Raw genomic sequence first — 24,103 nt, 5'->3', positions numbered from 1 at the left:
CAGCCGCCTTCTTGCAACAATTACAACTAAGGCGCAAATATACGTAAGCAAAAGTAATTAAATTTACTGGCTACAATAGATTTAATTCTTACTTGCTCTTAGTTGTCCGCAAGCAGCATCGGCTTCTAAACCACGGGAATAACGGACACTAACAGCACTATTTTGCTGCTTGAGGACGTTCACAAAAGCTTGAATGCGATCGCGGTTGGGGCGTTTGTAGTCTACTTCTTGGATGGGGTTGTAGGGAATCAAATTCACATGACTTTGAAATCCTCTCATACATTTTGAAAGTTCCAATGCGTGTTCTGGCAAATCGTTAACACCAGCAAGGAGAACATATTCAAAAGTAACCCGGCGGCCAGTGATTTCTACATATTCTCGACATTCAGCTAGTAAATCTTCTAAAGGATAGGCGCGGGCGCTGGGGATGAGTTTTTCTCGTAGTGCTTGATTGGGGGCGTGGAGACTCACAGCGAGAGTAATTTGCAAATTATTTTGTGCGAACTGACGGATGCGATCGCGAATCCCCACTGTAGAAACTGTAAGCGATCGCTGCCCAATACCGACATCTTGATTCAGGGATTTTAGGGCTGCTAGGACATTCTCAGTATTCAACAACGGTTCACCTAGTCCCATAAACACCACATTGCTAACCCGTTGCTGAAAATCTTCTTGCACAGTCAACACCTGATCGACAATTTCGTGCCGTGCTAGGTTGCGTTTGAAGCCTCCTTTACCAGTAGCGCAGAAATCACACGCCATTGGGCAACCCACCTGAGTAGAGACGCAAACTGTCAGACGGGCTTTTGGGCCTTCTCCCCTTTCTGCGAAGGTGGGGATGCCTACAGTTTCAATAATCTGCCCGTCTGTTAATCGTAAAAGATATTTTACCGTACCATCGGGAGCCTCAGAGCGGTAATGTAAAATTGAACGCCCTATGGGAACTTCTGCTACTTCTTTGCGCCATTGCTTGGAGAAGACAGAAATATCAGCTAGCGATCGCACCCCTTTATCATAGATCCATTCATGCAGTTGCCTTCCTCTGTAAGCAGGTTGTCCCTGTTGCTGCACCCAAGTGCTTAACTCCGCCAGAGAAGCACCTAGAAGAGGAGGGATTAATTCTGATTTTTCTGAGTTGAAGTCAACCTGAGATACAAGAGGCGTAGCAGACATAAAAAATCACGAGTTGGTGTTGGATCTCTATCCTACACCTGCCAGATCGAGTTAGTCTTGACGAAAGAAGACGAGAAATTAACCAAAAGTTGTGCCGTTCCAGCCCCACATTGCACCCTTAGCATCTGCAAACTCGATGTAAATTCGATTTTTAGGCACACCTAGAGTTTGGTTAATCTGCTGGCAAAAGTCTTGACTCATTGCCGCGGTTTTATCTGGTTTCATCGTGCCAACGCTCTTAATCTCAATGTAGCAAACCGGGTCTGTATTCCCTGCAAAAGTCATGGGGATGTCTGGCTCAAAAGCAGTCATTACATAGGATTCTGGTTTTCCCAAATGTTTCGCTAACTTGGCTGATAGGTTTAAAAGCATTGACTCAATTTCAGCTTTTTGAGGAGCCGATGCAGAAGTTTGCACTTTAATTAATGGCATAGTACCGAATTGGGATTTTGGATTTATTACACTGTTAAGTTTATCGAAACGCAGAGCCAATGGGGAGATGAGGGAAACAAGGAGAATAATCAATGCCCAATGCCCTAATAGTCTGTCAATAAATAATTGATGGATAAATTTCCTGTAGAGACGGCGATTTATCGCGTCTCTCTAACCGTCAAAATGAATTTGACAGACCACTAGCCTTTAGTTATGAGATGAGCGAAATAGATGACTATGTTCGGGATGATATAAACGCGATCGCCCTTTTGTTGTCGAGAGTGCTGGACTGATTATATACAGTGTGGTGCGAATTAGTTTTTCTTGATGAGTGCAATCTGCCATTTCATTCAGAGGGACAACCCTGATTTTTTCATCGGGCCAGCCGATGCGAAAGCAAATCGCAATCAGGGTTTCGGCTGGATAGTGTTCGAGTAATTTAGCTTGGGCATTTTCGACGTGACGCGCACTTAAATACAAGCAGAGACTAGCCTGATGTGCTGCAAGAGTAGCTAATTCTTCGGCGGCGGGGACTTCTGTACGTCCACTGATGCGCGTCAAAATAATGGTTTGAACTAAACCAGGGACAGTTAGTTCTATTTTGAGTTTGGCAGCAGCAGCTTGAAAGGCGCTGATCCCAGGTATGACTTCAAAAGGAATATCTGCCTCTGCCAGGAGGTGCATTTGCTCGTGAATGGCGCTGTAGAGACTAGGATCGCCAGAGTGAAGACGGACTACAGATTTTTGCTGCGATCGCACTCTATCGATCGTAATCGCCAAAATTTCTTCTAAAGTCTGATTCGCAGTTCTAATTATCTCGGCATCTTTTCGGCAAAGTTCTAAAATTTGTTCGGGTACTAAAGAATCAGCAAATAAAATTACATCAGCAACAGCCAGTAATTTTTGCGCCTTCACCGTTAATAAGTCAGGATCTCCAGGGCCTGCTCCGACAATATACACAGATGGTTCTACAGCATATAGTGTTTTTTTATAGCTTAGTCTTTCTGTATATTCACTCTTAAAAGAACACACGGCAATCCCTCAAAAAAATTTTTTGGCAAATTCTTTCAGTATCTTTCCGGATTCACCCTCTTTCCCTAGTAGAGAGTAATGGTAGATGCACCCTGGTTAAGCCCTAGAGAATACTCTGGGGCATTTTTTATTTTTTAGTCATTGGGCATGGGGCATTGGTTATTCTCCTTGTCTCTTTTTTCCTCCTCATCTTCCCCTGCTCCCCCTGCCTCCCCTGCTCCCTCATCCCCCATTTCCCTTAGCAGTAGGAACTACATCGGGTAAAGGGCGTTTGAGTAAGTAAAGCCAAGCTAATCCAACTAATCCCAATAGAATTCCTAGACTACTGACTACTTGTGCCATCCGTAATGGCCCCAGCATCAAGCTATCAGTGCGAAAACCTTCAATCCATAAGCGTCCTAAGCTGTAGGCTGGCCAGTAAATTAGAAATAGTGTGCCTACCTTCAAGCGTGGCTTACCGGATAAAGACCGGAAAAACAACGTTATTAGTAACGTAAACACCATTAAATCCCACAGAGATTCGTAGAGGAAGGTGGGATGAAAGTAATCGAAATTAACATAGTCTAAAGGGCGATGGTCTGCTGGAATATAGAGCTTCCAGGGTAAATTAGTAGGATCGCCAAAAGCTTCAGAATTAAAGAAATTACCCCAACGTCCGATCGCTTGTCCTAAAATCAGCGAAGGTGCTACTAAATCTGCCAATTGCCAGAAAGAAACCTGCTTGATTTTGGCAAAGATTAACGCAGCCACAACGCCACCAAGAATCGCTCCATGAATGGCAATACCTCCTTCCCAGATCGCAAAAATTTTTCCTGGAGTTGGGGCATATTTTGACCACTCAAAAAAAACGTAATATAGCCGTGCGCCAGGAATTGCCCCAATCAACAACCAAAAGAACAAATCGCCTAGCAACTCAGGATTAACGTTACGGCGCTTTGCCAAATTCTGGGAAAGGATGACGCCAATTAACACTGCTGTGGCAATCAACAAGCCGTACCAACGAATACTTAGTGGCCCTATTTTCACCAGAATCGGTCCTGGAGAAGTAAACTGAAACGCCAAGGGCAAAGTGGGAAAATCCAGTGCCATGAAAAATTACCTAGAAAAGTTCGTTAACTACCCGCGCACTGTGCTAAGTACGGAGTTTCTTGTGTCTTGAATACTGTAACTACACTTGAATCTTCCACAACATTGTGGGGACATAGGTAAAAATTCAGTATTCATATTTAGGAGTCTAGTTCCTAACGCCTAGTTGAGCATAACTTGTGCCACTAAAACAATTGAGTTTACCATCCTTACCGAGAGCGCAAGATGGTAGATTTGAGTAAGTTACACAAAATGGTTTCGATATAATCACCTAAACAACTTTGATATATTTAAAATTGTGATTGCTATTTATCCTGGTAGCTTCGACCCCATCACCTTGGGACACCTCGATCTCATCCAGCGCGGTAGTCGGCTGTTTGAGCAGGTGATTGTCGCTGTACTACGGAACCCTAACAAGATGCCACTTTTTAGTGTGGAGCAACGGCTAGATCAGATCCGTCTTTCTACAGAACATCTACCTAATGTAAAAGTAGACAGCTTTGATGGTCTTACCGTCAATTATGCTCAAATGCAACAAGCACAAGTTTTGATCCGGGGTTTACGGGCTGTGTCAGATTTTGAAGTGGAACTGCAAATGGCTCACACCAATAAAACTCTTTCTACCCAAATAGAAACAGTTTTTCTTGCAACCTCAAATGAGTATAGTTTTTTAAGTAGTAGTGTGGTAAAAGAGATTGCAAGGTTTGGTGGCTCTATCGATCATCTCGTTCCCCCACACATTGCCCTAGATATATACCAATGCTACAATCAGAAATCTCCAATGTTGAACCCAATCTCAACGGAAGCAATCCCCCCCCTCAAGAATATCTCGGTGGAGAGGGAAGCATAGATATTCAGCAGGAACTCAACCGCCTAGAGGAAATGGTTCTCTCTAGTCTCAGAATTCCGCTGACGGGACGCACACTCGTAGATGAAGAAAAGCTACTAGATCAGCTTGATTACATCCGGCTGGCTTTACCATCACTTTTTCAAGAAGCAGCAGCAGTTCTCGAACAAAAGGACGAAATCTTGCTGGAAGCGGAAGAGTATGGACAGCAGGTTGTTGAGGCTGCACAAGCAAAAAGAGCGCAAATTTTAGCTGAAAGCGATATTATTCACCAGGCTGAACAAGAAGCTGAACGACTGCGGCGACAAGTGCAACAAGAGTGTGAGGGAATAATGCAAGAAACCCTCGCCGAGATTGACCGCAAGCGGTATGCTTGTCAGCAAGAGTTAGAGATGATGCGACAAAATGCGATCGCTCATGCTCAAGAAATTGAAGATGGTGCTGATGCTTATGCCGATGGAATTTTGGGAAATATCGAGCAGGATCTCAAAGAGATGTTGCGAATTATCACCAACGGACGGCAACAATTGCAAATTGATAACCTCACCCAGCGTAATTCACCTCCAGGTAAAAAAAGATAGAGGTTATAACGAGAGATGAGGAAAAATTATCGGTTGGGTTAAGCAATAGCGAAACCCAACAATTTTCATGAAGTAAGACTTTTAGGGAATCTACCTACTAATAGATTTAAAATTTTAGCTTGTAATTAAGCAGGATTTTTAATAAATGCTTACTTTTGCTCAAGTTAACTTTGGATTAAATCTAGCTGGTTTAATTGGAATTATTTATTTGCTTTGGGCAATTATTTACTTAATTTTAACAGTAGCTTGGCTATCCCAACGTGGAACTAGGCTTAGAGGTTGGGCTTTAGCCCTTTACCTTATCCAACTTATATTTACGCCAATTATAATGTTGTTAAGTGGAGCAATTTTGTTGTATCAAGGTTGGCGTTTAGATCCAGTTCTTCAATTTGAGCAATTTTTATTGTTGCTATTAATTCTTTACCTGAGTATCAAAGATATTGTAATTAATGCAGTTTACAGAGATAGATAATTTTATAACTTTTTGTAGAGACGTGAACTTAAACTGGGCTTCGCTAACGCGTCTCTAGCAAAAATAGAGTATTTTTACACAATATAACTACAAAGTGTATGTAAAATCTTCTACCAGCATACCGGGAACTAAACTACCTCCTAGCTGGCGACTTTCATAAGTACCTACTTCGGGAATGAATTCTTGAAAAGTGGTCAAATCTACTAAGTTTTCTCCCCAGAAACGATAGAGACTTTCATCAAAACGTAAGTTTTCAATGGGGGCGATAATTTCTCCATTTTCTACCCAAAAACAAGCATAACGAGTCATACCTGTGATTCTACCAGTGTGGCGATCGCTCCAATTCAAGTAATGCAAATTTGATACATATAATCCTGTATCTAAACTCGGAAGAATCTGCTCAAATACTAAATTACCAGTACTCACTTCTGGCGCTCGTAAAGTCTCTGAACCATTAGCGCCGTTGGCAATTTTTTGATATTCCTTAGCAGTTCGAGAATTCACCAAAGTATTTACTAAATATCCTTTTTCTATTACAGGTAACTCCGGTGCTGCCATTTCTCCTAATTCATTAAATCGCGGCACTAATCCCCGCTGAAAATTTTCTTTTAAACTAAATCTTAGAGAAAGTTGTTTTTCTTGACGCGATAAAGCAGCTAAAGCACTGTTTCCTTGTTGGATATCAGCTTCGCTTACCGCTCCCCAAGAAAGCATCAATAATAAATCTGCAACAGCAGCAGGTGCAAAATAAGTTTTGTACTGTCCCCGTGGCAGTTCTTTAGTTGGGTGAGCAAGCAATTCTAGTTGTTTTTTAGCTTCGCTAATTTTGGATATATATTTAGATTCATTCCAATCACTTCCGGCAAACGTGCCCTTAACAGCTTGTCCAGATGGGGAAAATAGAGAATAATCTAAGGTAAAAGAGTCAGTAGAAAACCAGTGTTTTTGACCGCTAGAATCACCATAAGCTTTAATTACCACTCCCCCTGCATATATTCCTGTAAAATCCAATTCAGCAACTAGTTCTAGTACAGTCGGGACTACTGCCTCAGCCGCCAATAAATTTCCAGAATGTATTTCTCGACTGATATTATTTCCTGATGGCAAAACTAGATATGGATCGATGGGTAGTAGAATAAGTTCGTCACGTAGTTCTTGCAAAGCACTATATGCTAATTGCCAGTCTACCTCCCAATTTCCAGTAAAGGGAAACTGCCGAACACTGTTGCGCTGATTTTGCATCAAAGTTAGTTCTATCCAACCATCAGCAACACAACCAGTTTGTCGCACTTTAGCATGATTAAAGCGAGTAAATTGACTTATTTCACTGCTAAGTCTCACAGTGAATTGTTCATCTTCTGCTTTTTTAATCAGCAAACTTTCAATCAGTCGATTAAAGCTGACTTCTAAGGCAGATAATTCCTCAATTTTCATAGATATTAAATATTAATAGGGAATAGGTAGATGGGGAATAGGGAGATGGGGGACAAGGGGAGAATAACTCTTCACTCCTCACTCCTCACTCAGCACTCAGCACTCAGCACTCTTTCAAGTTCCTCCACCAAAAACTTCGACATTAGCAAATACACAGACAGGTGAACCGTGTCCTACCCAAATGGCCTGATTTGGTTCTCCTTTACCACAATAAGCAGTACCATACATTTGCCAGTTTGTGGCATCTCCGACTTTAATTAAACTATGCCAAAACTCTGGTGTTGTGGCGCGGTAGTTGGGATTACGGAGGGTTTTAGTAAGTTTACCGTTTTCAATTAATTTAGCGTACTCACAACCAAATTGGAATTTGTAACGGCGATCGTCAATTGACCAAGAACGGTTAGATTCCATGTAAACGCCGTGTTCTATCCCGCCAATAATGTCTTCAAAAGTGCCGTTTAAAGGCTCTAAATTCAAGTTACCCATACGATCGATCGCTGGTCGATTCCATGAGGAAGCACGGGCACAGGCAACTCCTGCTACACCTGCTCTTGCTTGACTCTCCAGACTGCCTAAACCCCGTTGGAGTACACCTTCTTTAACCAAATACTCTCGTGTTGCTACAGTACCCGTATCATCAAAGCCGTAACTAGCAAATTCACCAGGCACGTTGGGATCAAAGGTAATGTTCATCAGTGGCGAACCATATACTAGGTTGCCAAAATCACTTTTATTAACGAAGCTGCCCCCAGCATAGTTACGCTCATCTCCCAAAATTCGGTCAATTTCTAGGGGATGCCCGACACTTTCATGAATTTGCAGCATCATTTGATCTGGGGCTAAAACTAAATTTGTACGGGTGGTTGGGCATTCTTCTGCTGTCAAGAGTTCTATTGCTTGTTCGCCTATTTGCCGCACCCGATGCCATAAGTTTTCTTGTTTTAATAGTTCGAGTCCACCTTGGTAACAGTTTGCTTGAGAGCCGTTGTTGCTACGCTGCTGTACAACTGCTCCATCTTGGGCGGTGGCTCCATAGTGAGTGCCTATAGATAGAATTTTTTGATATACTTCTGAGCCATTGCTGCTAACAAACCAAGATTCTCTCTCAGTAGTGCTGGCACTGGCTATGGTTTGCACAATTTTGTCGTCAACCTTGAGCGTTTGGCAAATGCGAACCAATAAATCGTTGATTTCTCCTGGACTCAGAGCATCCAATGGTTCAAGAAATGGAGATTTATATTCACCAACGACTTTAGGGCGCTCACTTTCACGGAAGGGATGTATCCACCATTCACTGGCTGCTAGTGCCTGTTTATAGGCTGTTTGAGCGGCGGTTTGCAGGGAAGACAGTTCTAGAGAGTTCGTAGCTGCATAACCCAGACTGCCATTGACCAAAACTTCCAGCATGGCTCCGACAGTGAAGGATTTGCCGTTTAGTTGGGGTAAGGCGTCACGGACTAAACGGTTAGTAGAAGTCTCCTTTACGGCTCTAATACCAATCCAATCAGCGGGTATATCGAAACTAGCGATCGCTTTTTTGAGTTCAGACCACATAATTTAGGGGAATAAGGAATGGGGAATAAGGAATGGGGAATGGGGAATGGGGAATTTTCTCCCTACTCCCCACTGTCCTCTAATTTCGGTGCCAGCGCGTGCCATCACGACTATCAATTAGCGTAATACCTTGTGCTTGAAGTTCGTCACGAATGCGATCGCTTTCGGCAAAATTCTTGGCAATACGTGCTTCTTGCCTTTGCTGAATTTTCGCCTCAATTTCCGCATCGCTTAAACCATTACTTGTTTGAGTTTCGGCTTCTATCTCGGCTTCTAAACCCAAGACTCCAGCTAATATGACAAGAGTTTGCCATTGACGCTGTAACTCATCTGCTGATGTTTCGGTTTTCCCTTCATGCACAATAATATTTCCCTCACGGCGCAGTTCTTTCGCTAATTCAAACAGCACTGTTAACCCACCAGGAAAATTAAAGTCGTTATTTACGGTTTCTTGAAAGCGTTCAACAGTTTCAGCGAGTAGTGAAGCAGTTCCCACTCCCCAGCCTAGTTTTTTACCGTATTGGTAGCCAAACAATAACCCTTCTCTAATGGTGTGCCAACCATTGGTTGCTGCGGCGATCGCTTCGTCGGTAAAATCTATGGGTGTACGATATTGAGCAGTCAGCACGAACAACCGTACTGCCATCGGGTCAAATCCTCGATCCAGCAATTCTCGAATAGTGGTAAAGTTGCCCAAAGATTTGGACATTTTTTCACCATCTACCTTTACCATGCCGTTATGTAACCAGTAACGCGCTAGGGGTTTTCCGGTTACAGCCTCAGATTGGGCAATTTCGTTTTCATGGTGGGGAAAAATTAAGTCAGCACCACCAGCATGAATATCTATGGTATCACCCAAGCGATCGCGCACCATTGCCGAGCATTCTATATGCCACCCTGGACGACCTGCACCCCAAGGTGAATCCCAAGCTGGCTCTCCTGATCTTGCTGCTTTCCATAGAGCAAAATCGAAGGGGTCTTTTTTTCTCTGATACTCTGCATCATCTACATTGACGCGATCGCTTTTCCCGGCTTGCATATCTTCTAACTTGCGTCCCGAAAGCTTGCCATACTCAGCAAACTGCCGTACTGCGTAATACACATCACCGTCAGAGGGGTAAGCAAAACCTTTATTTTCCAACTCATGAATTAACCGTTGAATGCCATTCATCGTGTGGGTAGCACGGGGATATTCATCAGCTTCTTTGATCCCGAGCCGCGCCATATCCTCAAAATATGCTTTGATAAAGCGATCGGCTACAGCTTCCATTGATGAATGTTCAACACAGGCTCGATTCAGAATCTTGTCATCAATATCAGTAAAATTTTGGATATATCGGACTTCATAACCGATAAACTGGAGGTATCGGCGTACTACGTCCCAAACAATGCAAGCTCTCGCATGACCCAAATGGCAGTAGTCGTATACCGTCACACCGCAGTAATACATCTTAACCTTGCCTGGTTCGACTGTTTCAAACGGTTCTTGACGACGGGTGAGGGTATTGTAAAGGGTTAGGGTCATAACAGAGTAATGCTGAAATAAGGAGATACGTAATAATAGGGTAAAGCAGCTGGGATGACAGTCCAGCATCCCTATGCTAGTGTTTTCTGGACTATCTGCGCTACATTACTATTTTTTGACTATTTGATAACAGCGCTATGCAATCAGCAGTTACACCCGAATCTTCCGCAATGGATACGCCTAAACAAGGAATGCCAGTAACAATTATTACGGGTTTTCTCGGTAGTGGCAAGACGACTTTACTCAATCATATCCTCAACAACCAACAGGGTTTAAAAACCGCTGTTCTCGTGAATGAATTTGGCGAAATTGGCATCGACAACGAGCTAATTGTTTCCACTGGCGAGAACATGGTGGAGCTAAATAATGGTTGTATTTGCTGCACTATTAATAATGATTTGGTAGATGCAGTTTACAAAGTTTTAGAACGCCAAGAAAATCTAGACTATCTAGTAGTGGAAACAACTGGATTGGCAGATCCGCTACCAGTAGCTTTAACATTCTTGGGCACCGAATTGCGGGATTTAACCCGCTTGGATTCGATTATTACCGTGGTAGACGCGGCTAATTACAGCCTAGATTTATTTAACTCTGAGGCAGCATACAGCCAAATTGCCTATGGCGATGTAATTGTGCTGAACAAAGCAGATTTGGTTGATGAAGCCACTTTGAACGAGTTAGAAAGAAAAATTAACGAAGTCAAGGAAGGAGCAAGAATAATCCGTGCTACGCGATCGCAAGTCCCACTTCCTTTAATTCTGAGTGTTGGTCTGTTTGAGTCAGATAAATATTTTGACACAGTGGTGGATGAACACGACCATCACGATCATGAACATCACGATCATCATGACGATCACGATCACTCAACATGCGGTCACGATCATCACGACCATGACCACGATCACCACGATCACCATCATTCTGACCATTTAGAAAATGATGGTTTTACTTCCATCTCTTTCCAAAGTGACAAGCCTTTTTCTATTAGGAAGTTTCAGTATTTCTTAGATAACCAGCTACCCTCAAATATCTTCCGAGCCAAGGGGATTATGTGGTTTGATGAAAGTCCGAAGCGTCATATTTTCCACCTTTGTGGTAAACGCTTTACGTTGGATGATGATGAATGGAAAGGTCAATTGAAAAACCAACTAGTGCTGATTGGTCAAAATTTGGATCGTGAGGCTTTAATTAGTCAACTTGAAAAATGCATTTGTCTACCTTCAACCTCTCGCGGTAAAGGCTTTGGCAAATAAAAGTTAGGAGAGACGCGATTAATCGCGTCTGTACAAGAGTTAAAAGTTTAATACTCGTTCCCAGGTTCCACCTGGGAATGCATTCCTAATGGCTCCGCCATCAATTTTGAGCAATGAAAATGAGAGAATAGCGTAGGCGTAGCCCGCACTTCGGCTGCGCTCAGTGACCGTCGTAGACATCGCTCTAAAATTGAAACGTTGATAAACCTTTAGATTAAAATGCGCGTTGTTATCCAGCGAGTCAAATCATCTCAAGTTACAGTTAATGGTGAAATTGTCGGGAAAGTTGGGCGGGGGCTAAATTTACTCGTGGGTATTGCGAATACCGACACTGATGTTGAAATCGACTGGATGGTGCGTAAGTGCTTAGAATTGCGGTTGTTTCCTGACGAAGAAGGAGACGATCGCTGGCAAAAATCTGTACAAGAAATTGGCGGCGATTTGTTAGTAGTCAGTCAGTTTACCCTTTACGGTGACTGTCGCAAAGGTCGCCGTCCTTCTTTTGACCGTTCAGCCGCTCCTCAGTCAGCAAAAGATTTGTATAATCGTTTTGTTACCAAATTAAAAGCTAGCGGTTTGCAGGTGGAAACAGGTCAATTTGGTGCAATGATGCAAGTTACAATTGAAAACGATGGGCCCGTAACTTTGTTACTTGAAAAAGAAGCAATTTAAGTATATACACTAAAAAATGAATAACAGCAGCCTCTAGACCGTGGTGTTCTAATTGATGAGAGAATATTAAATTAACCATCACAAAAGTTTAAATTCATTCATCATGGCGAAAATCCAGTTTTCTAGAGGTCTTGACGAAGAAGTAACTCCAGATGTGCGCTTGACGCGATCGCGCACTGGGGACAGTGGTACAGCGACCTTTATTTTTACAAATCCGAAAATTTTAGATCAAGGTACTACCGAAGATATTACCGGAATGTACTTGATTGACGAAGAAGGCGAAATAATTACCCGTGAAGTTAAGGCTAAATTTGTTAACGGGAAACCGGAAGAATTAGAAGCACTTTATGTAATGAAATCTGCCCAAGAATGGGAGCGCTTTATGCGCTTCATGGAGCGGTATGCTGAAGAAAACGATCTGGGACTGAGTAAAAATGAGGCATAGGTCATAAGGCATAGGCCATAGGGCATCGGTAACTGTCAATGCGCCATTTACCATGCCCAATTATCCATTATTAAAAGTTCATGAGTGACATATAATGCCACAACCCCATCCAGACTCGCCTGAAGTTATAGTAACTTGTGCTGTAGTTACTGTCAGCGATACGCGCACTTTGGAAACAGACAAAAGTGGCCAGCTAATTCAGCAGTTACTCCTTAGTGCTAACCATGCTATCGGAGCCTACACGATTATCAAAGATGAACCAACACAAATTCAAGGGCAGATAGTAAATCTGAGCAAAAGCTCAAATTTGGATGCTGTAATTTTCAATGGTGGTACAGGTATTGCACCAAGAGATACAACCTACGATGCCATTGAGAAGTTACTGGAGAAAACCTTGCCGGGATTTGGTGAGTTATTTCGTTTTTTAAGTTATCAAGAAATTGGTTCGCGGGCGATCGCTTCTCGCGCTGTTGCTGGTGTTTATCAAAATAAATTAATTTTCTCGCTTCCTGGTTCCAGTAATGCTGTAAGACTGGCGATGGAAAAACTCATTTTACCCGAACTCACTCACTTGGTAAGTCAGGTTGGTAAGGGGTGAAATGAGCAGCAGTTCACATAGTTACCATGATAATTTTTGTAAAACTAAGGCATGAGGCACTGAAATCATCCTTTCTATCGTTACATATTGAGGCTACCTAGAATTATAGTCAAACGGATGAAATATTAATATCAGATCAGTAATGGAACCTATTTACTGGAATTGCATAATTGCTCACAGCATCACTGCATTTTCATACTTTGGTATCCCCATAATAATAGGGGTTTTCTTTGCCAAAACTAAGGCAACTATCCCTTCTAAGTTTTGGCTAGCCTTTTTCTTATCGGGTGGATTCGTACTATTTTGCGGATTTCATCACTTTTTGGCGATCTTTGAGCCATATATGGCAGTGTCCCTGCTGCATTTAGGCGTACTTGATGTAATGGCGTTTATTTCCTTATCTGCCTTACTCTACCTGATGCCAACCGCTTATCAAATTGTAGAGGCGATCGCCAAATCTCAAGAAGATACTCGCAAACTTCAACGCAGCCAGCAAATGCAACAGCTATTCCTAGATCAGGGGCCATTTGGAGCATATATCAAAGATGAGCAATCTAGAGTGCTTTATTACAACCAGGAAATACAGTCTATATTTTCAGTAGATTCACAAGAATGGTTGGGTAAGACGGATAGCGAATTCTTGCCAGATCCAGAAGAGGGGCAGCGGGTTATGGAGAACGATCGAGTTGTTTTGAAAACTCTACGTCCCTTGAAGCTAATTGAAGAGGTAAAAGTACCTGGTAATAATCAGCCGTGCTACTGGCTATCATTTAAGTTTCCGTTTAGTGACTATGCAACGGGCGCTTACCGTATCGGTGGGATCAGTATCGATATTACAGAATCCATAGAAGCACAGCGATCGCTCACTGACCTAAATCAACAGCTAGAAGAAAAAACACTAGAATTAGAGGCAAAAAAACGAGAACTTATATATCTCTCAGATATGACGGATATGCTTTATTCCTGCGAGTCTAAAGATGAAGTGTATCAAGTAGTCGCTTTAACTTGTTCCAAGCTATTTCCTAATATGAGTGGTTGTGTCTGTATAATTTCTAATTCCAAGAATTATGTTCAGATTAATAGTATTTGGGGAGGTGAAAGAAGCAGTAAAGAAATATTTTCACTATCTGATTGTTGGGCATTGCGGAGAGGAAAATTAAACCTTTTATCGCCTCGGAATTCAGGATTAATTTGCAGTCACTTAATAGAGCCAGTTAGCGGCGCACATTTGTGCGTTCCATTGTTTGGACAAGGCGAAGTAGTTGGGATTTTACACATCTATGCACCTGAAGAAATCAGTCCAGAAATTCAACAAACTTCTGAGATTATTGCTAGAACATTAGGCATTGCACTGAATAATCTATCGATAAAACAACGTCTAACCCATGATAGCTTGCGGGATGGGATGACCCAACTATTCAATCAAAGCTATATGCAAAGCATAACGGAACAAAGGCTAGCTGAAGCTGAACGTTCGGGACAACCTCTTAGTATTATTTTTCTTGATATCGATAACTTCAAGTCTTACAACTCGCGCTATGGCCATGTGACTGCCAACATTGTTCTCCAGGGATTAGCAAAGTTACTGTTAAAATCTATTCGCTCCTTTGACATTGCTTGCAGATGGGGTGGTGAAGAATTTGTGCTTGTGATGCCTAATATGACACTGGAAACGCTCAGAAAGCGAGTAGAACAATTAAGGCTAGATATTGAAAAAATGCAATTGAAGGACGGCGATCAGATCCTCCAAAGCATCACCGCTTCTTTTGGAATAGCTGTATCAGAACCAGGGATTACGGTTAAAGATTTTCTGAATCGAGCAAATCAAGCGATGCTTGAGGCAAAGCGAACAGGGAAGAATCGAGTTAGGGAATATATAAATACCTATAATTGAAGAATAAAGAATTCAGAACACCGCAAGCGGTCAAACAATTTTAGATTTTAGATTTTAGATTTTAGATTTTAGATTGATATCATGTCCGCTAGATTACTTATTAAACCTGAAGAACCCCACCCCGCCAAAGCTATGCTTTGTCTCCCCTCCCCGCAGGCGGGGTGGGGTGCAATGACTGTGGAAATCATAAATTTACCCTATAAAAAAACAACTCCCTGAAGATGTGGGAGTTGTTTTTTATATCCAAGCAGTTTTTAAAACATTCAGAATGGAGCGATGCCTGCAGCGGGCTGCGCCTACGCTAAACAGATAGTAGCCAAAATCGCTGCGATTATATAAAACACTCCAACAACTTGCAATTCTGACCAGCCCGTAAGTTCCAAATGATGGTGCAAAGGTGCCATTTTGAAGAGACGTTTGCCTTTGCCATCCGGGCCTTTCGTGGCTTTGTAATAACTTACCTGTGCCATCACCGAAAGGGTTTCTACGAAGAAAATACCACTGAGAATAAACAGACCGACTAAAGTGTTTGTTAATAGTGCTACAGCAGCTAAAGCTCCTCCCAGTGCCAGGGAACCAGTATCTCCCATGAAAACGCGGGCTGGGTTGCGATTATGGGCTAAGAAACCTAAACACCCGCCACTTAAAGCAGCACAGAAAACCATCAATCCTGGTGCTGTTGGGGCGACTAAAGCACCTAATGCCAAAAGTGCGATCGCTACTGTTCCTGCTGCCAAGCCATCAATACCATCTGTTAAATTAGTCGCATTACTTTCTGCAACTAGCACAAAACCTGCTAAAGGCCAAAATAGGAATCCTAATGGTAGTGTGAAGCTCACCCAAGGCAACGCAATATTTGTAATATTAGAAGGTTGATTAAACATCAGCCATAGACAAAACACAGCCGCAAAACTCACCTGCAAAGCTAGTTTTGTGCGGGGAGATATACCTTTATTTGATTTCCGGCGCAGAATTTGCCAATCGTCGAGCCAGCCAATCAATCCATAGCTGATTGTCAAAGCCGAAACTGCAAGCACCTCTTTAGAAAAGTTAGACAATATACAGGCAATCAGCACAGATACAGGTATAAAAAATATACCGCCCATTGTGGGAGTGCCTGCCTTTTTTAGATGAGCTTGAGGCCCATCTTCGCGAATTATTTGTCCAGTTTTAAGTGCTTGAAGTAAAGGTATTACCCAATAGCCAACCACACCTGAACCCAACGCACACAACAGTAGTGGCAGAGTTAGTGACATACTTTGCCACGGTAGCCGATTGGCCATCGAATCCAAGAAAAATGCTGTTGTACCTAGCCCTACGGCTAATAAAGAGGCTAGAGCGATTCCAGAAATGTTTAATCCTTGCTCAGGAGATAATTTAGCGTCCACAGAAGTTTCCCTTCACTCCACACTTATAAAATTGAATACTAGTAACTAGGGATACTACCAAGTCCCTAGCCTGAAAAGGCTAATTCTCAGCGATTCCTATATCATCATCGTCATCATCATCGAGGTCGTAGCCAATTCCATCATCTACACCCATTAGGGAGTCTATTCCTTCTTCGTCAGCTTGAAAATCCGGTTCGTGAACGTCACGGGCGATGATACGACCATTATTTTGTAACCAGTCCAACAAAGAGGACTCTGGTTTTAGGGGGATGACATCGGCTCGTTGGTTACGAGCCACTTCACGTAATGGAGAGTTCAACATATCGAGTCAGGTCAAGAAAAGGTTTACGTAAGTTGACATTTAGAGTCTATCACTTGAGACGGATTAATTTAGTTATCTTTTCAACCCTTTAGTTGATAAATCCGCATTCAGATAGAAATTTTTTTATTTAATAAGCATAAGGCTTAAGTCAAGCGATTCTTAGTAATTTTTATGGCTCTACATATATGTCATTAATATCTTGTTTATGCTGATGGAAAGTGAGTGATTTTTGAGGTGACAGGCGATGATGGGAAAAGCGGCTCTTATGGATGCGATCGCTGGTACAAATCGCGGTCTACTGGCGACCGAAGAACAGAAACAGGCTATCTTAGCAGCGATCGCCAATTTAGAAGACTTTAATCCTACACCCCGTCCGGTGGAAGCTAGTAATTTGCTAGATGGCAATTGGCGATTACTATACACCACTAGCAAGGCTCTTTTAAACTTAGATCGTCTACCTTTATGCAAACTGGGTCAAATCTATCAGTGTATCCGGGTAGAGACTACCAGTGTTTACAACATAGCTGAGATTTATGGCTTACCTTTTTTAGAAGGATTAGTCAGCGTTGCTGCTAAATTTGAGCCAGTTTCAGGTCGGCGTGTCCAAGTAAAATTTGAGCGTTCTATTATCGGCTTACAACGTTTAATAGAATACAATTCTCCGGTAACTTTTATCCAACAAATTGAAGAAGGTAGAAAATTTCCCGGAATTGATTTTGCCATCAAGAGTGACAAACAGCAAGGCTGGTTAGATATCACTTATATAGATAACGACTTACGGATCAACAGAGGTAACGAGGGAAGTGTGTTTGTCTTAACTAAAACATAAGCTTTTACAAAATAGTTCTTTGCGAATGAAGGTACGCTATAACGTCTACCTTGTCAAGTAGGATCTAATACCTTTTGCAATTTTGGATGTGCTATGCGATTGGGGAGATGAGGGGAGATAAGGAAGAAAGAATAACTAATATTCAATCCCCAGTCCCCAATCCCCAGTCCCTAGCCCCCAATTCAGACAAATAACTTAACAAAGACTCTTACTGCGACCTTGAGGTTGTAGAGTGAAATCAATTAGCCCTCTAGATTGGCGATTGATAACTAAAAGGGAAAATAATCATGGTTCAACGTGGTTCTAAAGTACGTATTCTCCGCCCTGAATCCTACTGGTTTCAGGATCTAGGAACTGTGGCTTCCATTGACCAAAGCGGCATAAAATACCCTGTAATTGTCCGCTTTGAAAAGGTCAATTACTCTGGTATCAATACCAACAACTTTGCCCAGGATGAATTAGTCGAGGTTGAAGCACCAAAGGCTAAAGCACCGAAAAAATAGCAGCAAAGCTACAAGGGGGTTGTTTGATGCGATGATGAAGGGTAGTGTTAAGTCTGAAGTATGAAGTCTGAAAATTTCAGTTCATTCATTCTTTGTCCTAGCCTATCCTAATCTACGAGAGCCGCCCTGCGGGTATTTACGGTTTCTTATGGGTAGTAATACGAGCCATCTACGGCTATGTAAGTTACTACCCCATCTCTTCTAGCTCGAACCCTCAAATAAATCACAATTGCCTGCTTAACTCAGCTTGAATGCCCGAACTGCCTGAAGTTGAAACAGTCCGAAGGGGTCTAAATCAATTGACCCTCAATCAAGAAATCACGGGTGGAGATGTGTTGCTCGATCGCACCATCGCCTACCCGTTTTCTGTTGGTGAGTTTGTTAATGGAATTGAAGAAAATGCGATCGCTACTTGGCATCGTCGCGGTAAATATCTCCTCGCCGAACTCTCCTCGTCTTCCGGCTGGCTAGGAGTTCATTTGCGAATGACCGGTCAACTATTATGGCTGCATCGAGATGAACCATTACATAAGCACACGCGGGTTAGATTATTCTTTGGGGATCAGCAGGAATTACGTTTTGTTGACCAGCGAACCTTCGGTAAAATATGGTGGGTTCCGCCTGGTGTTGCTGTAGAAAGTATTATGACTGGTTTGGCAAAACTGGCAGCAGATCCATTTTCACCCGAATTTACTGTTGAATATCTAGCAAGCAAACTCCAAAACCGCCGCCGTCCAATTAAGACTGCGCTACTGGATCAATCGGTGGTGGCGGGATTAGGTAACATCTATGCTGATGAAGCATTATTTAAGAGTGGCATTTTACCTGAAACCTTGTGTATAGATTTGCAGCTAAAGCAAATTGAACTTTTGCGAACAGCCATAATTCAAGTGTTAGAAACCAGTATTGAGGCTGGTGGTACGACATTTAGTAATTTCTTAAATGTTAAAGGTACTAATGGCAATTATGGTGGTGTAGCCTGGGTTTATAACCGCGCTGGAGAACCCTGTCGAGTTTGTGGTACATCAATTCAACGGATCAGGTTAGCTGGGCGATCTAGTCATTTTTGCTCCCAGTGTCAAACGCCAGGGGGAGTTAGGAGACGCGATTAATCGCGTCTTTAAAAGAGTTAGGAGTTCTAACTCGAAACTCTTTTAAAATGCAGGTAAAAGACGTTACAAATTTGAGAGAGGAACTCATGGCAGTCAAAAAAGGAGATATGGTTCGCGCTGTGCGCGAAAAACTAGAAAACAGCCTGGAGGCTAAAGCCAGCGATCCTCGCTTTCCTTCTTATTTGTTTGAAACCAAGGGCGAAATTGTCGATATCAAAGGTGATTACGCCCTGATTAAGTTTGGGAAAGTGCCAACACCTAATATTTGGTTACGTGTGGATCAACTCGAAGAGTTTAAATAAGGGACTTCCACATAAAAAAATATCCCATTAACTCTTGTGGGGTGGACATCTTGTCATAGGTGTCAAGTTAAGGCAGATGCCCAAATGTCAAGTGAGGTTGCGGCGTTGCGTCGGTGTCGCTGACGCACTGCCTTAACTAGTCCCATAGAGCGTTGATGCTCAACTAACCAAGGAATAAGTTGTAGTTGTGGGTTTTGTAAAAGTGCGCGGTGAAAAAAATACAAACTGCGAAAAACCATTTCCACAGAAATACGTTCAATAGGCTGTTGCAAAGCTATAGCAACATCAGCAGACAAATCATTGAGTACTGCGTAAAAAATCCAAGTGGCATAAACTTGCATCTGTACGCCATTAATACCACCAACCCAAAGGTAAGATAAACCCAACAACCGTTTTGTGAGTAAAAATGCATCCTCAATTTTCCAACGTCGGCGATACAAATCACAGACTTGCTGTGGTGAAAGCTGTTGTGGGTCAAGGACATTAGTCAAATAATGATACCAAGTTTTACTCCAGAGTACTGACACTTGGCGCATTGGATAACGACAAGGATCAGTATGGTTGAGTCCCATTTGAATAATTTCATCTTTGTAATGAGAACTACTCGAAAGGCAGCGTACTACTTGATAGCGCACCTTGGCTTTTTGTCTAGTTAAAACATATTTTCTGGCTTCAGTTAGGCTATCAAACCACTCAAACCCATAAAAGCCCATATCTGTAATCAGTAAACCACCCACTGGCAAGCCTTGTGTTATTTCTTGCCACCATTTGGTTTCGTTGCGTTTGGCATCAGCATCAAAAAACGCTGCAACTGGGCGATGGCTAAATGCTTCCACAACCATTAGCATCTTCCCACCTAAAACTGCGCCTGTTTTTTGTTGCAGTTGCCCCAAATGTTTTTTGACTGCTTCTAGAGTTGATGCATCCGCAATCCATACTGTACTGAACTCTTCTGCTACTGATGCCCAAAGAGGTGCTATTTCATTTTTACTTTTTTTAGCTGCTAGACGCTCTATCACTTGCTCAAACAGCTTGATAAACAAATGTGCTGGTAAGCTTTCTAGCCGTTGAGATAGGGCTTGCCGACTCACACAAATTGCCTCTACCCACAACAATCCTTCTACCTCCAAGCAACGCAGTACATCTGTTAAATAATTTATTTGTCGATACACCAAACTCAGTACTATTGCTGCCATCACTGGTAGCGTTAGTACCCGCGATGCCGAAGGCGGGCTGCGCCTACGCAAATTCCGCTGTTTGTCTTTTACATCTTTGAGATTGGCAAATGTCCCTGGAGTTACCAGTTCAATCAATCGTGATTCTATCTCTTGAGTTGTTGGGGCTGGGCAACTTACCCGATGTCGAAAATCTGGATTCCCTTGTTTTTTACGTGGCTTACTCATGGCTCAAATCAACACCCTTGTGTTGAGTTTAGCCATTAAGTTTTACCCACTTGACAAGTCTCCTTTTTTCTTAACTTGACACCAATGGCAAGATGCCCACCTCACAAGAGTTATGTTTAATTTGATTATGCAAATTAGATGTTTTTATCTTATCTATTACCCAATATTCAGTCGAAACTTCAAACCATATTATTATTTCCCTAAATACGCTTCTAGAACTTTGGGATTGCTTTGAATTTCTGCGGGTGTACCGTCAGCCAAATTCTGTCCTTCGGCAAGTACCCAAACGCGATCGCACAAGGACATAACTACATCCATATTGTGTTCGATAATCAAAAAGGTCATCCCATCTTGGCGGTTCCAAGTGATAATGCGATCGCAAATATCATCAATCAGTTTCGGATTCACCCCAGCAGCTGGTTCATCCAACAAAATTAACTTGGGATTCGTCATCAGCGCCCGTCCCATTTCTAGCAGCTTGCGTTGTCCACCAGACAAGCAACCAGCGTAATCGTGTGCTTTTTTTGCCAAGCCCACTGATTCTAATAGGTACATTGCTCGCTCTTGCAGTTGCTTTTCTTCCTTAGCGACAATGTGCGGTTGCAACTGCACCTGCCAAAAATTTTCACCCGTTTGTTTTTGCGCCGCCAGCAGCATATTTTCTAACACCGACAACCGCGAGAGAGTTCGTGCAACCTGAAAAGTGCGGATTACTCCCTGCTGGGCGATTTGATATGGTTGTAAATTGTGAATCGGTTCGCCGTCAAAAATTACTCGTCCTTTATCAGGGCGAATGAAGTTTGAGAGTAAGTTAAATAAAGTAGTTTTACCAGCACCATTGGGGCCAATCAAGCCCGTAATACTGCCTTTAGCAACTTCGATTCTGGCCTCATTAACTGCTTTGACACCACCAAAGCTTTTAGAAAGTCCCGTGGCTGCCAAAAGGGGAAGTGGGGATGAATAGTTATTTACCAAGGGTGAGTTCCTCTTTTTTCCCTAAGATACCTTGAGGACGCCAAATCATCAGTACCATCAAAATTAATCCGATTACCATGATCCGAAATGCACCCAAACGTGCTTCATCAAGAGAAACGATTCTGGGTAAGACTTCTCGCGTCAGCGCATCGTAAGCAAAGAAAATTACCGCACCTACAATTGTGCCAACATTATTCCCAGAACCGCCTAAAATCACCATAATCCAAGTGTCAAAGGTGATCTGCGGTTGAAAATTATCGGGGTAAATGGCGCTGAGTTGCCAAGCGAAGAAAGCACCAGCGATACCCGCGATCGCACCTCCAAGCATGAGAGATTGTAATTTATACCAAAAGACATTTTTTCCTAGCGCCTTGGGAATTTCTTCATCTTCGCGGATAGCTTTGAGAATTCTACCCCAAGGCGATCGCACCAAAATTTCTAAGCGCCAGTATACAAATGCTAAAACCAGCAGCAACACCAGCATTAAACCTGCTTTTGGGTTGTAGTTATACAGTCCGATTACCCCAGAAATATAAATCGCTGCCGCCAAAACTGCTAAGACAATTCCCACACCCAAGCGGGATATAAATTCTTGCTTGCTAGTCGTCCTTTTGCCTAAATCAGTAGTCCGAGATATTTGAGTGGTACGAATCCATTGCCACAAAGTAAAGAAAGTTACAGCAGCCAGCAGCGTTAAAAGCCCAATCATTATTAATCTGACAAACAAGCTTGGCTCAGTGGATAGGGGTATGGGATAACTTTGGACACCAAACGCCCCAGAAATCCAAGTGTCACCCACAGGTAATTCCTGATTGTTTACCACCAAACGAATTAATTCGCCCGTACCAATGGTGACAATTCCTAGATAATCTTCTCGTAAGCGGAGAGTTACAAAACCAATTATCAAACCCAATAAGGCTGCGACAATTGCCCCAGCCAGTGCCGATACAAGTAGGGGTACGCCCTTTAAACTTAACAATACCGTTGTATATGCTCCCAGAGTCATGAAAGCAATATGACCAAAGTTAATTAAGCCCGTAAAGCCCCACTGTAAATTCAGTCCTAGTGCGAATAGAGCAAAAAGTGCTGTAGAAATTGCTAAGAAAATGAGATAGTCAACCATATTAAATTATTTGGTCATTTGTCATTTGTCATTTGTCATTGGTCATTTGTCATTAATTATCCTCCCCTGCTCCCCTGCTCCCCTGCCCCCCTGCCCCCCTGCCGCTCGGTCACTGAGCCACTGAGCGTAGCCGAAGTGCTGCCTCCCTGCCCTCCTCGCCGGGCGAATAAATTTTAGCGTAGCTTGAGCGGAGCTAATTTTATGGGAATACTATTTATTGTTGGTATTTGCTGGTAGGGAATAATTTACGTATGAATTTGCTGCGACTTAGAATGCATCACTTAATCGAGCAGTTAGGCGATGACGATTTGCAAGATATTTGGAACGTTCTGGAAGGTTTATATTATGACTTTTATATGCTCAAAGCGATACAAAAAGTCAAGCGATCGCAGCAACCGTGGGATATCTTAACCCATGAAGAAGCGGTAAGACTGTTGATGTTTTTCTGATTCAGCAGCGCTTTTAGTAGTGCTGAGTGCTGAGTGCTGAGTGCTGAGTGCTGAGTGCTGAGTGCTGAGTGCTGAGTGCTGAGTGCCCAGTAGTAGCCCATAGTTAAAACTAAGGGATTAGTTAGGATTAGGAAGAAATTTATTTATTATTTAGAACTAAAGTCAGAGGATTTAGATCCATATACTGAATTGTAAGTCTTAGTACTGGTTCTTGACTCAGCACTCAGCACTTTCAACTCAGCACTCTTTGGTCCCTCAAGTTTTGGTGAAGGTAACGCCCAGTGAGTCTGGAAATGCGCTATGCCAGGTCTTTTTTGCTAGACCTGAAGAATTTAGAACCTGCCGCCTACGAGCGGGTGCATGATTTTGTTTTTATTGAGTTAGCCCAAAAGTGGCAACTGACTGATTTAAAAGAACTGCGACAGCTTGATAGTGAAGGCATTTTTCACCGCTTCACCCTAGATAATTATCTGATTGGTATAGAAATCAGGGGTGAAATTGTGAAATTTCTGCGTGTCATCCCTATGCCAGATGTTTAAAGTGAGGAGTCAATCAATTTTGGATTTTGGAATTGCGGATTTTGGATTTGTTCCACCCACGTTCGCTTTCTTGGCACGTTCGCGGTGGCGTCTGGTAAAGAAGTGTGGGGCATCAACCGAAATGATTTTTAATCTAAAATCTAAAATCGTTCGACTGAGC

The 24,103-nt window shown here is 42.6% G+C and carries 26 protein-coding genes; 14 read left to right on the top strand and 12 right to left on the bottom strand.

What is annotated here, in order from left to right:
• Window positions 1–81: 81 nt before the first annotated feature.
• The 4 genes from rlmN to lgt form a co-directional block, all read right to left on the bottom strand.
• Window positions 82–1,173: a 23S rRNA (adenine(2503)-C(2))-methyltransferase RlmN gene (gene rlmN / locus V7K61_RS02690; protein ID WP_335050689.1), complete on the bottom strand. Its 1,092-nt coding sequence runs from the start codon at window positions 1,171–1,173 to the stop codon at window positions 82–84.
• Window positions 1,174–1,251: 78 nt separating this feature from the next.
• Window positions 1,252–1,605 carry a phenylpyruvate tautomerase MIF-related protein gene (locus tag V7K61_RS02685; protein WP_335050687.1) on the bottom strand — a complete coding sequence of 118 codons (354 nt, stop codon included), beginning with the start codon at window positions 1,603–1,605 and terminating at the stop codon, window positions 1,252–1,254.
• A gap of 207 nt (window positions 1,606–1,812) precedes the next feature.
• The gene (cobM, locus tag V7K61_RS02680; RefSeq protein WP_335050685.1) at window positions 1,813–2,637 is read right to left on the bottom strand and encodes a precorrin-4 C(11)-methyltransferase; all 825 of its coding nucleotides are present in this window, start codon (window positions 2,635–2,637) and stop codon (window positions 1,813–1,815) included.
• Window positions 2,638–2,859: 222 nt separating this feature from the next.
• A complete protein-coding gene (gene lgt / locus V7K61_RS02675) occupies window positions 2,860–3,726 on the bottom strand; it encodes a prolipoprotein diacylglyceryl transferase (RefSeq protein WP_335050683.1) in 867 nt (288 codons plus the stop codon).
• A 295-nt stretch (window positions 3,727–4,021) separates the two neighbouring features.
• On the opposite strand from lgt, the gene coaD reads away from it, so the two are divergent.
• The 3 genes from coaD (at window position 4,022) to V7K61_RS02660 (ending at window position 5,623) form a co-directional block, all read left to right on the top strand.
• Entirely contained in the window at window positions 4,022–4,573 is a 552-nt protein-coding gene (coaD, locus tag V7K61_RS02670) for a pantetheine-phosphate adenylyltransferase (RefSeq protein WP_335050681.1), read from the top strand.
• Window positions 4,483–5,151: a DivIVA domain-containing protein gene (locus V7K61_RS02665; protein ID WP_335050679.1), complete on the top strand. Its 669-nt coding sequence runs from the start codon at window positions 4,483–4,485 to the stop codon at window positions 5,149–5,151. The genes coaD and V7K61_RS02665 overlap by 91 nt, the downstream gene beginning before the upstream one ends.
• Before the next feature lie 145 nt (window positions 5,152–5,296).
• Window positions 5,297–5,623, top strand: coding sequence for a Ycf66 family protein (locus tag V7K61_RS02660; protein WP_335050677.1), 327 nt, complete (start codon window positions 5,297–5,299; stop codon window positions 5,621–5,623).
• 87 nt (window positions 5,624–5,710) lie between these two features.
• Here V7K61_RS02660 and V7K61_RS02655 read toward each other — a convergent pair whose 3' ends face one another.
• The 3 genes from V7K61_RS02655 to cysS form a co-directional block, all read right to left on the bottom strand.
• The gene (locus tag V7K61_RS02655) at window positions 5,711–7,057 is read right to left on the bottom strand and encodes a TldD/PmbA family protein (RefSeq protein ID WP_335050675.1); all 1,347 of its coding nucleotides are present in this window, start codon (window positions 7,055–7,057) and stop codon (window positions 5,711–5,713) included.
• A gap of 114 nt (window positions 7,058–7,171) precedes the next feature.
• A complete protein-coding gene (locus tag V7K61_RS02650; protein WP_335050672.1) occupies window positions 7,172–8,611 on the bottom strand; it encodes a TldD/PmbA family protein in 1,440 nt (479 codons plus the stop codon).
• Between the two features lie 79 nt (window positions 8,612–8,690).
• Window positions 8,691–10,136, bottom strand: coding sequence for a cysteine--tRNA ligase (cysS, locus tag V7K61_RS02645; protein ID WP_335050670.1), 1,446 nt, complete (start codon window positions 10,134–10,136; stop codon window positions 8,691–8,693).
• Window positions 10,137–10,273: 137 nt separating this feature from the next.
• Here cysS and V7K61_RS02640 point away from each other — a divergent pair, with 137 nt between their 5' ends.
• From V7K61_RS02640 to V7K61_RS02620, 5 genes are all read left to right on the top strand, one after another.
• On the top strand, window positions 10,274–11,389 hold the full coding sequence (locus V7K61_RS02640) for a CobW family GTP-binding protein (protein WP_334719497.1): 1,116 nt from the start codon (window positions 10,274–10,276) through the stop codon (window positions 11,387–11,389).
• Window positions 11,390–11,608: 219 nt separating this feature from the next.
• Complete coding sequence (gene dtd / locus V7K61_RS02635) at window positions 11,609–12,061, top strand: D-aminoacyl-tRNA deacylase (RefSeq protein WP_335050667.1); 453 nt, start codon at window positions 11,609–11,611, stop codon at window positions 12,059–12,061.
• Between the two features lie 103 nt (window positions 12,062–12,164).
• The gene (gene psb28, locus V7K61_RS02630) at window positions 12,165–12,506 is read left to right on the top strand and encodes a photosystem II reaction center protein Psb28 (RefSeq protein WP_335050664.1); all 342 of its coding nucleotides are present in this window, start codon (window positions 12,165–12,167) and stop codon (window positions 12,504–12,506) included.
• A 94-nt stretch (window positions 12,507–12,600) separates the two neighbouring features.
• Window positions 12,601–13,104 carry a MogA/MoaB family molybdenum cofactor biosynthesis protein gene (locus V7K61_RS02625; RefSeq protein WP_442936287.1) on the top strand — a complete coding sequence of 168 codons (504 nt, stop codon included), beginning with the start codon at window positions 12,601–12,603 and terminating at the stop codon, window positions 13,102–13,104.
• Window positions 13,105–13,246: 142 nt separating this feature from the next.
• A complete protein-coding gene (locus V7K61_RS02620) occupies window positions 13,247–14,998 on the top strand; it encodes a sensor domain-containing diguanylate cyclase (protein WP_335050662.1) in 1,752 nt (583 codons plus the stop codon).
• 296 nt (window positions 14,999–15,294) lie between these two features.
• Here V7K61_RS02620 and mraY read toward each other — a convergent pair whose 3' ends face one another.
• A complete protein-coding gene (mraY, locus tag V7K61_RS02615) occupies window positions 15,295–16,386 on the bottom strand; it encodes a phospho-N-acetylmuramoyl-pentapeptide-transferase (protein ID WP_335050660.1) in 1,092 nt (363 codons plus the stop codon).
• Window positions 16,387–16,465: 79 nt separating this feature from the next.
• On the bottom strand, window positions 16,466–16,708 hold the full coding sequence (locus V7K61_RS02610) for a DUF3134 domain-containing protein (protein WP_335050658.1): 243 nt from the start codon (window positions 16,706–16,708) through the stop codon (window positions 16,466–16,468).
• A gap of 244 nt (window positions 16,709–16,952) precedes the next feature.
• Here V7K61_RS02610 and V7K61_RS02605 point away from each other — a divergent pair, with 244 nt between their 5' ends.
• From V7K61_RS02605 to V7K61_RS02590, 4 genes are all read left to right on the top strand, one after another.
• On the top strand, window positions 16,953–17,537 hold the full coding sequence (locus V7K61_RS02605) for a PAP/fibrillin family protein (RefSeq protein ID WP_335050656.1): 585 nt from the start codon (window positions 16,953–16,955) through the stop codon (window positions 17,535–17,537).
• A 287-nt stretch (window positions 17,538–17,824) separates the two neighbouring features.
• A complete protein-coding gene (locus tag V7K61_RS02600; RefSeq protein WP_094349537.1) occupies window positions 17,825–18,040 on the top strand; it encodes a photosystem I reaction center subunit IV in 216 nt (71 codons plus the stop codon).
• A 251-nt stretch (window positions 18,041–18,291) separates the two neighbouring features.
• Window positions 18,292–19,152, top strand: coding sequence for a DNA-formamidopyrimidine glycosylase (locus V7K61_RS02595; protein WP_335050654.1), 861 nt, complete (start codon window positions 18,292–18,294; stop codon window positions 19,150–19,152).
• 86 nt (window positions 19,153–19,238) lie between these two features.
• Entirely contained in the window at window positions 19,239–19,454 is a 216-nt protein-coding gene (locus tag V7K61_RS02590; protein WP_292776191.1) for an NAD(P)H-quinone oxidoreductase subunit O, read from the top strand.
• A gap of 62 nt (window positions 19,455–19,516) precedes the next feature.
• Here the strand turns inward: V7K61_RS02590 and V7K61_RS02585 are convergent, their stop codons facing one another.
• The 3 genes from V7K61_RS02585 to V7K61_RS02575 all read right to left on the bottom strand — a co-directional run bounded on the left by V7K61_RS02585 (window position 19,517) and on the right by V7K61_RS02575 (window position 22,955).
• Complete coding sequence (locus V7K61_RS02585; RefSeq protein WP_335050652.1) at window positions 19,517–20,857, bottom strand: IS4 family transposase; 1,341 nt, start codon at window positions 20,855–20,857, stop codon at window positions 19,517–19,519.
• A 192-nt stretch (window positions 20,858–21,049) separates the two neighbouring features.
• The gene (locus V7K61_RS02580) at window positions 21,050–21,832 is read right to left on the bottom strand and encodes an ABC transporter ATP-binding protein (RefSeq protein ID WP_335050650.1); all 783 of its coding nucleotides are present in this window, start codon (window positions 21,830–21,832) and stop codon (window positions 21,050–21,052) included.
• Window positions 21,822–22,955 (bottom strand): branched-chain amino acid ABC transporter permease, encoded by a 1,134-nt coding sequence (locus tag V7K61_RS02575; RefSeq protein WP_099102180.1) that lies wholly within the window; start codon window positions 22,953–22,955, stop codon window positions 21,822–21,824. Before V7K61_RS02575 ends, V7K61_RS02580 begins: the two co-directional genes overlap by 11 nt.
• Before the next feature lie 251 nt (window positions 22,956–23,206).
• On the opposite strand from V7K61_RS02575, the gene V7K61_RS02570 reads away from it, so the two are divergent.
• Window positions 23,207–23,404 (top strand): hypothetical protein, encoded by a 198-nt coding sequence (locus V7K61_RS02570; RefSeq protein WP_099102181.1) that lies wholly within the window; start codon window positions 23,207–23,209, stop codon window positions 23,402–23,404.
• A gap of 281 nt (window positions 23,405–23,685) precedes the next feature.
• Window positions 23,686–23,943 carry a cytotoxic translational repressor of toxin-antitoxin stability system gene (locus V7K61_RS02565; protein WP_099102182.1) on the top strand — a complete coding sequence of 86 codons (258 nt, stop codon included), beginning with the start codon at window positions 23,686–23,688 and terminating at the stop codon, window positions 23,941–23,943.
• The last annotated feature ends 160 nt before the right edge of the window (window positions 23,944–24,103 follow it).

This window comes from Nostoc sp. (assembly GCF_036918015.1).
Taxonomy (GTDB): domain Bacteria; phylum Cyanobacteriota; class Cyanobacteriia; order Cyanobacteriales; family Nostocaceae; genus Nostoc.
This window is presented reverse-complemented; position numbering and strand designations above follow the sequence as displayed.

Bases quoted from the DNA above. Each gene is read 5' to 3' on its own strand.
- V7K61_RS02595 (WP_335050654.1), top strand. From the start codon at position 18,292: ATGCCCGAACTGCCTGAAGTTGAAACAGTCCGAAGGGGTCTAAATCAA.
- V7K61_RS02605 (WP_335050656.1), top strand. From the start codon at position 16,953: ATGATGGGAAAAGCGGCTCTTATGGATGCGATCGCTGGTACAAATCGC.
- V7K61_RS02620 (WP_335050662.1), top strand. From the start codon at position 13,247: ATGGAACCTATTTACTGGAATTGCATAATTGCTCACAGCATCACTGCA.
- lgt (WP_335050683.1), bottom strand. From the start codon at position 3,726: ATGGCACTGGATTTTCCCACTTTGCCCTTGGCGTTTCAGTTTACTTCT.
- V7K61_RS02660 (WP_335050677.1), top strand. From the start codon at position 5,297: ATGCTTACTTTTGCTCAAGTTAACTTTGGATTAAATCTAGCTGGTTTA.
- V7K61_RS02665 (WP_335050679.1), top strand. From the start codon at position 4,483: ATGCTACAATCAGAAATCTCCAATGTTGAACCCAATCTCAACGGAAGC.
- dtd (WP_335050667.1), top strand. From the start codon at position 11,609: ATGCGCGTTGTTATCCAGCGAGTCAAATCATCTCAAGTTACAGTTAAT.
- V7K61_RS02640 (WP_334719497.1), top strand. From the start codon at position 10,274: ATGCAATCAGCAGTTACACCCGAATCTTCCGCAATGGATACGCCTAAA.
- V7K61_RS02655 (WP_335050675.1), bottom strand. From the start codon at position 7,057: ATGAAAATTGAGGAATTATCTGCCTTAGAAGTCAGCTTTAATCGACTG.
- V7K61_RS02590 (WP_292776191.1), top strand. From the start codon at position 19,239: ATGGCAGTCAAAAAAGGAGATATGGTTCGCGCTGTGCGCGAAAAACTA.
- V7K61_RS02600 (WP_094349537.1), top strand. From the start codon at position 17,825: ATGGTTCAACGTGGTTCTAAAGTACGTATTCTCCGCCCTGAATCCTAC.
- V7K61_RS02585 (WP_335050652.1), bottom strand. From the start codon at position 20,857: ATGAGTAAGCCACGTAAAAAACAAGGGAATCCAGATTTTCGACATCGG.
- V7K61_RS02685 (WP_335050687.1), bottom strand. From the start codon at position 1,605: ATGCCATTAATTAAAGTGCAAACTTCTGCATCGGCTCCTCAAAAAGCT.
- V7K61_RS02610 (WP_335050658.1), bottom strand. From the start codon at position 16,708: ATGTTGAACTCTCCATTACGTGAAGTGGCTCGTAACCAACGAGCCGAT.
- rlmN (WP_335050689.1), bottom strand. From the start codon at position 1,173: ATGTCTGCTACGCCTCTTGTATCTCAGGTTGACTTCAACTCAGAAAAA.
- V7K61_RS02575 (WP_099102180.1), bottom strand. From the start codon at position 22,955: ATGGTTGACTATCTCATTTTCTTAGCAATTTCTACAGCACTTTTTGCT.
- cysS (WP_335050670.1), bottom strand. From the start codon at position 10,136: ATGACCCTAACCCTTTACAATACCCTCACCCGTCGTCAAGAACCGTTT.
- V7K61_RS02650 (WP_335050672.1), bottom strand. From the start codon at position 8,611: ATGTGGTCTGAACTCAAAAAAGCGATCGCTAGTTTCGATATACCCGCT.
- psb28 (WP_335050664.1), top strand. From the start codon at position 12,165: ATGGCGAAAATCCAGTTTTCTAGAGGTCTTGACGAAGAAGTAACTCCA.
- V7K61_RS02570 (WP_099102181.1), top strand. From the start codon at position 23,207: ATGAATTTGCTGCGACTTAGAATGCATCACTTAATCGAGCAGTTAGGC.
- V7K61_RS02625 (WP_442936287.1), top strand. From the start codon at position 12,601: ATGCCACAACCCCATCCAGACTCGCCTGAAGTTATAGTAACTTGTGCT.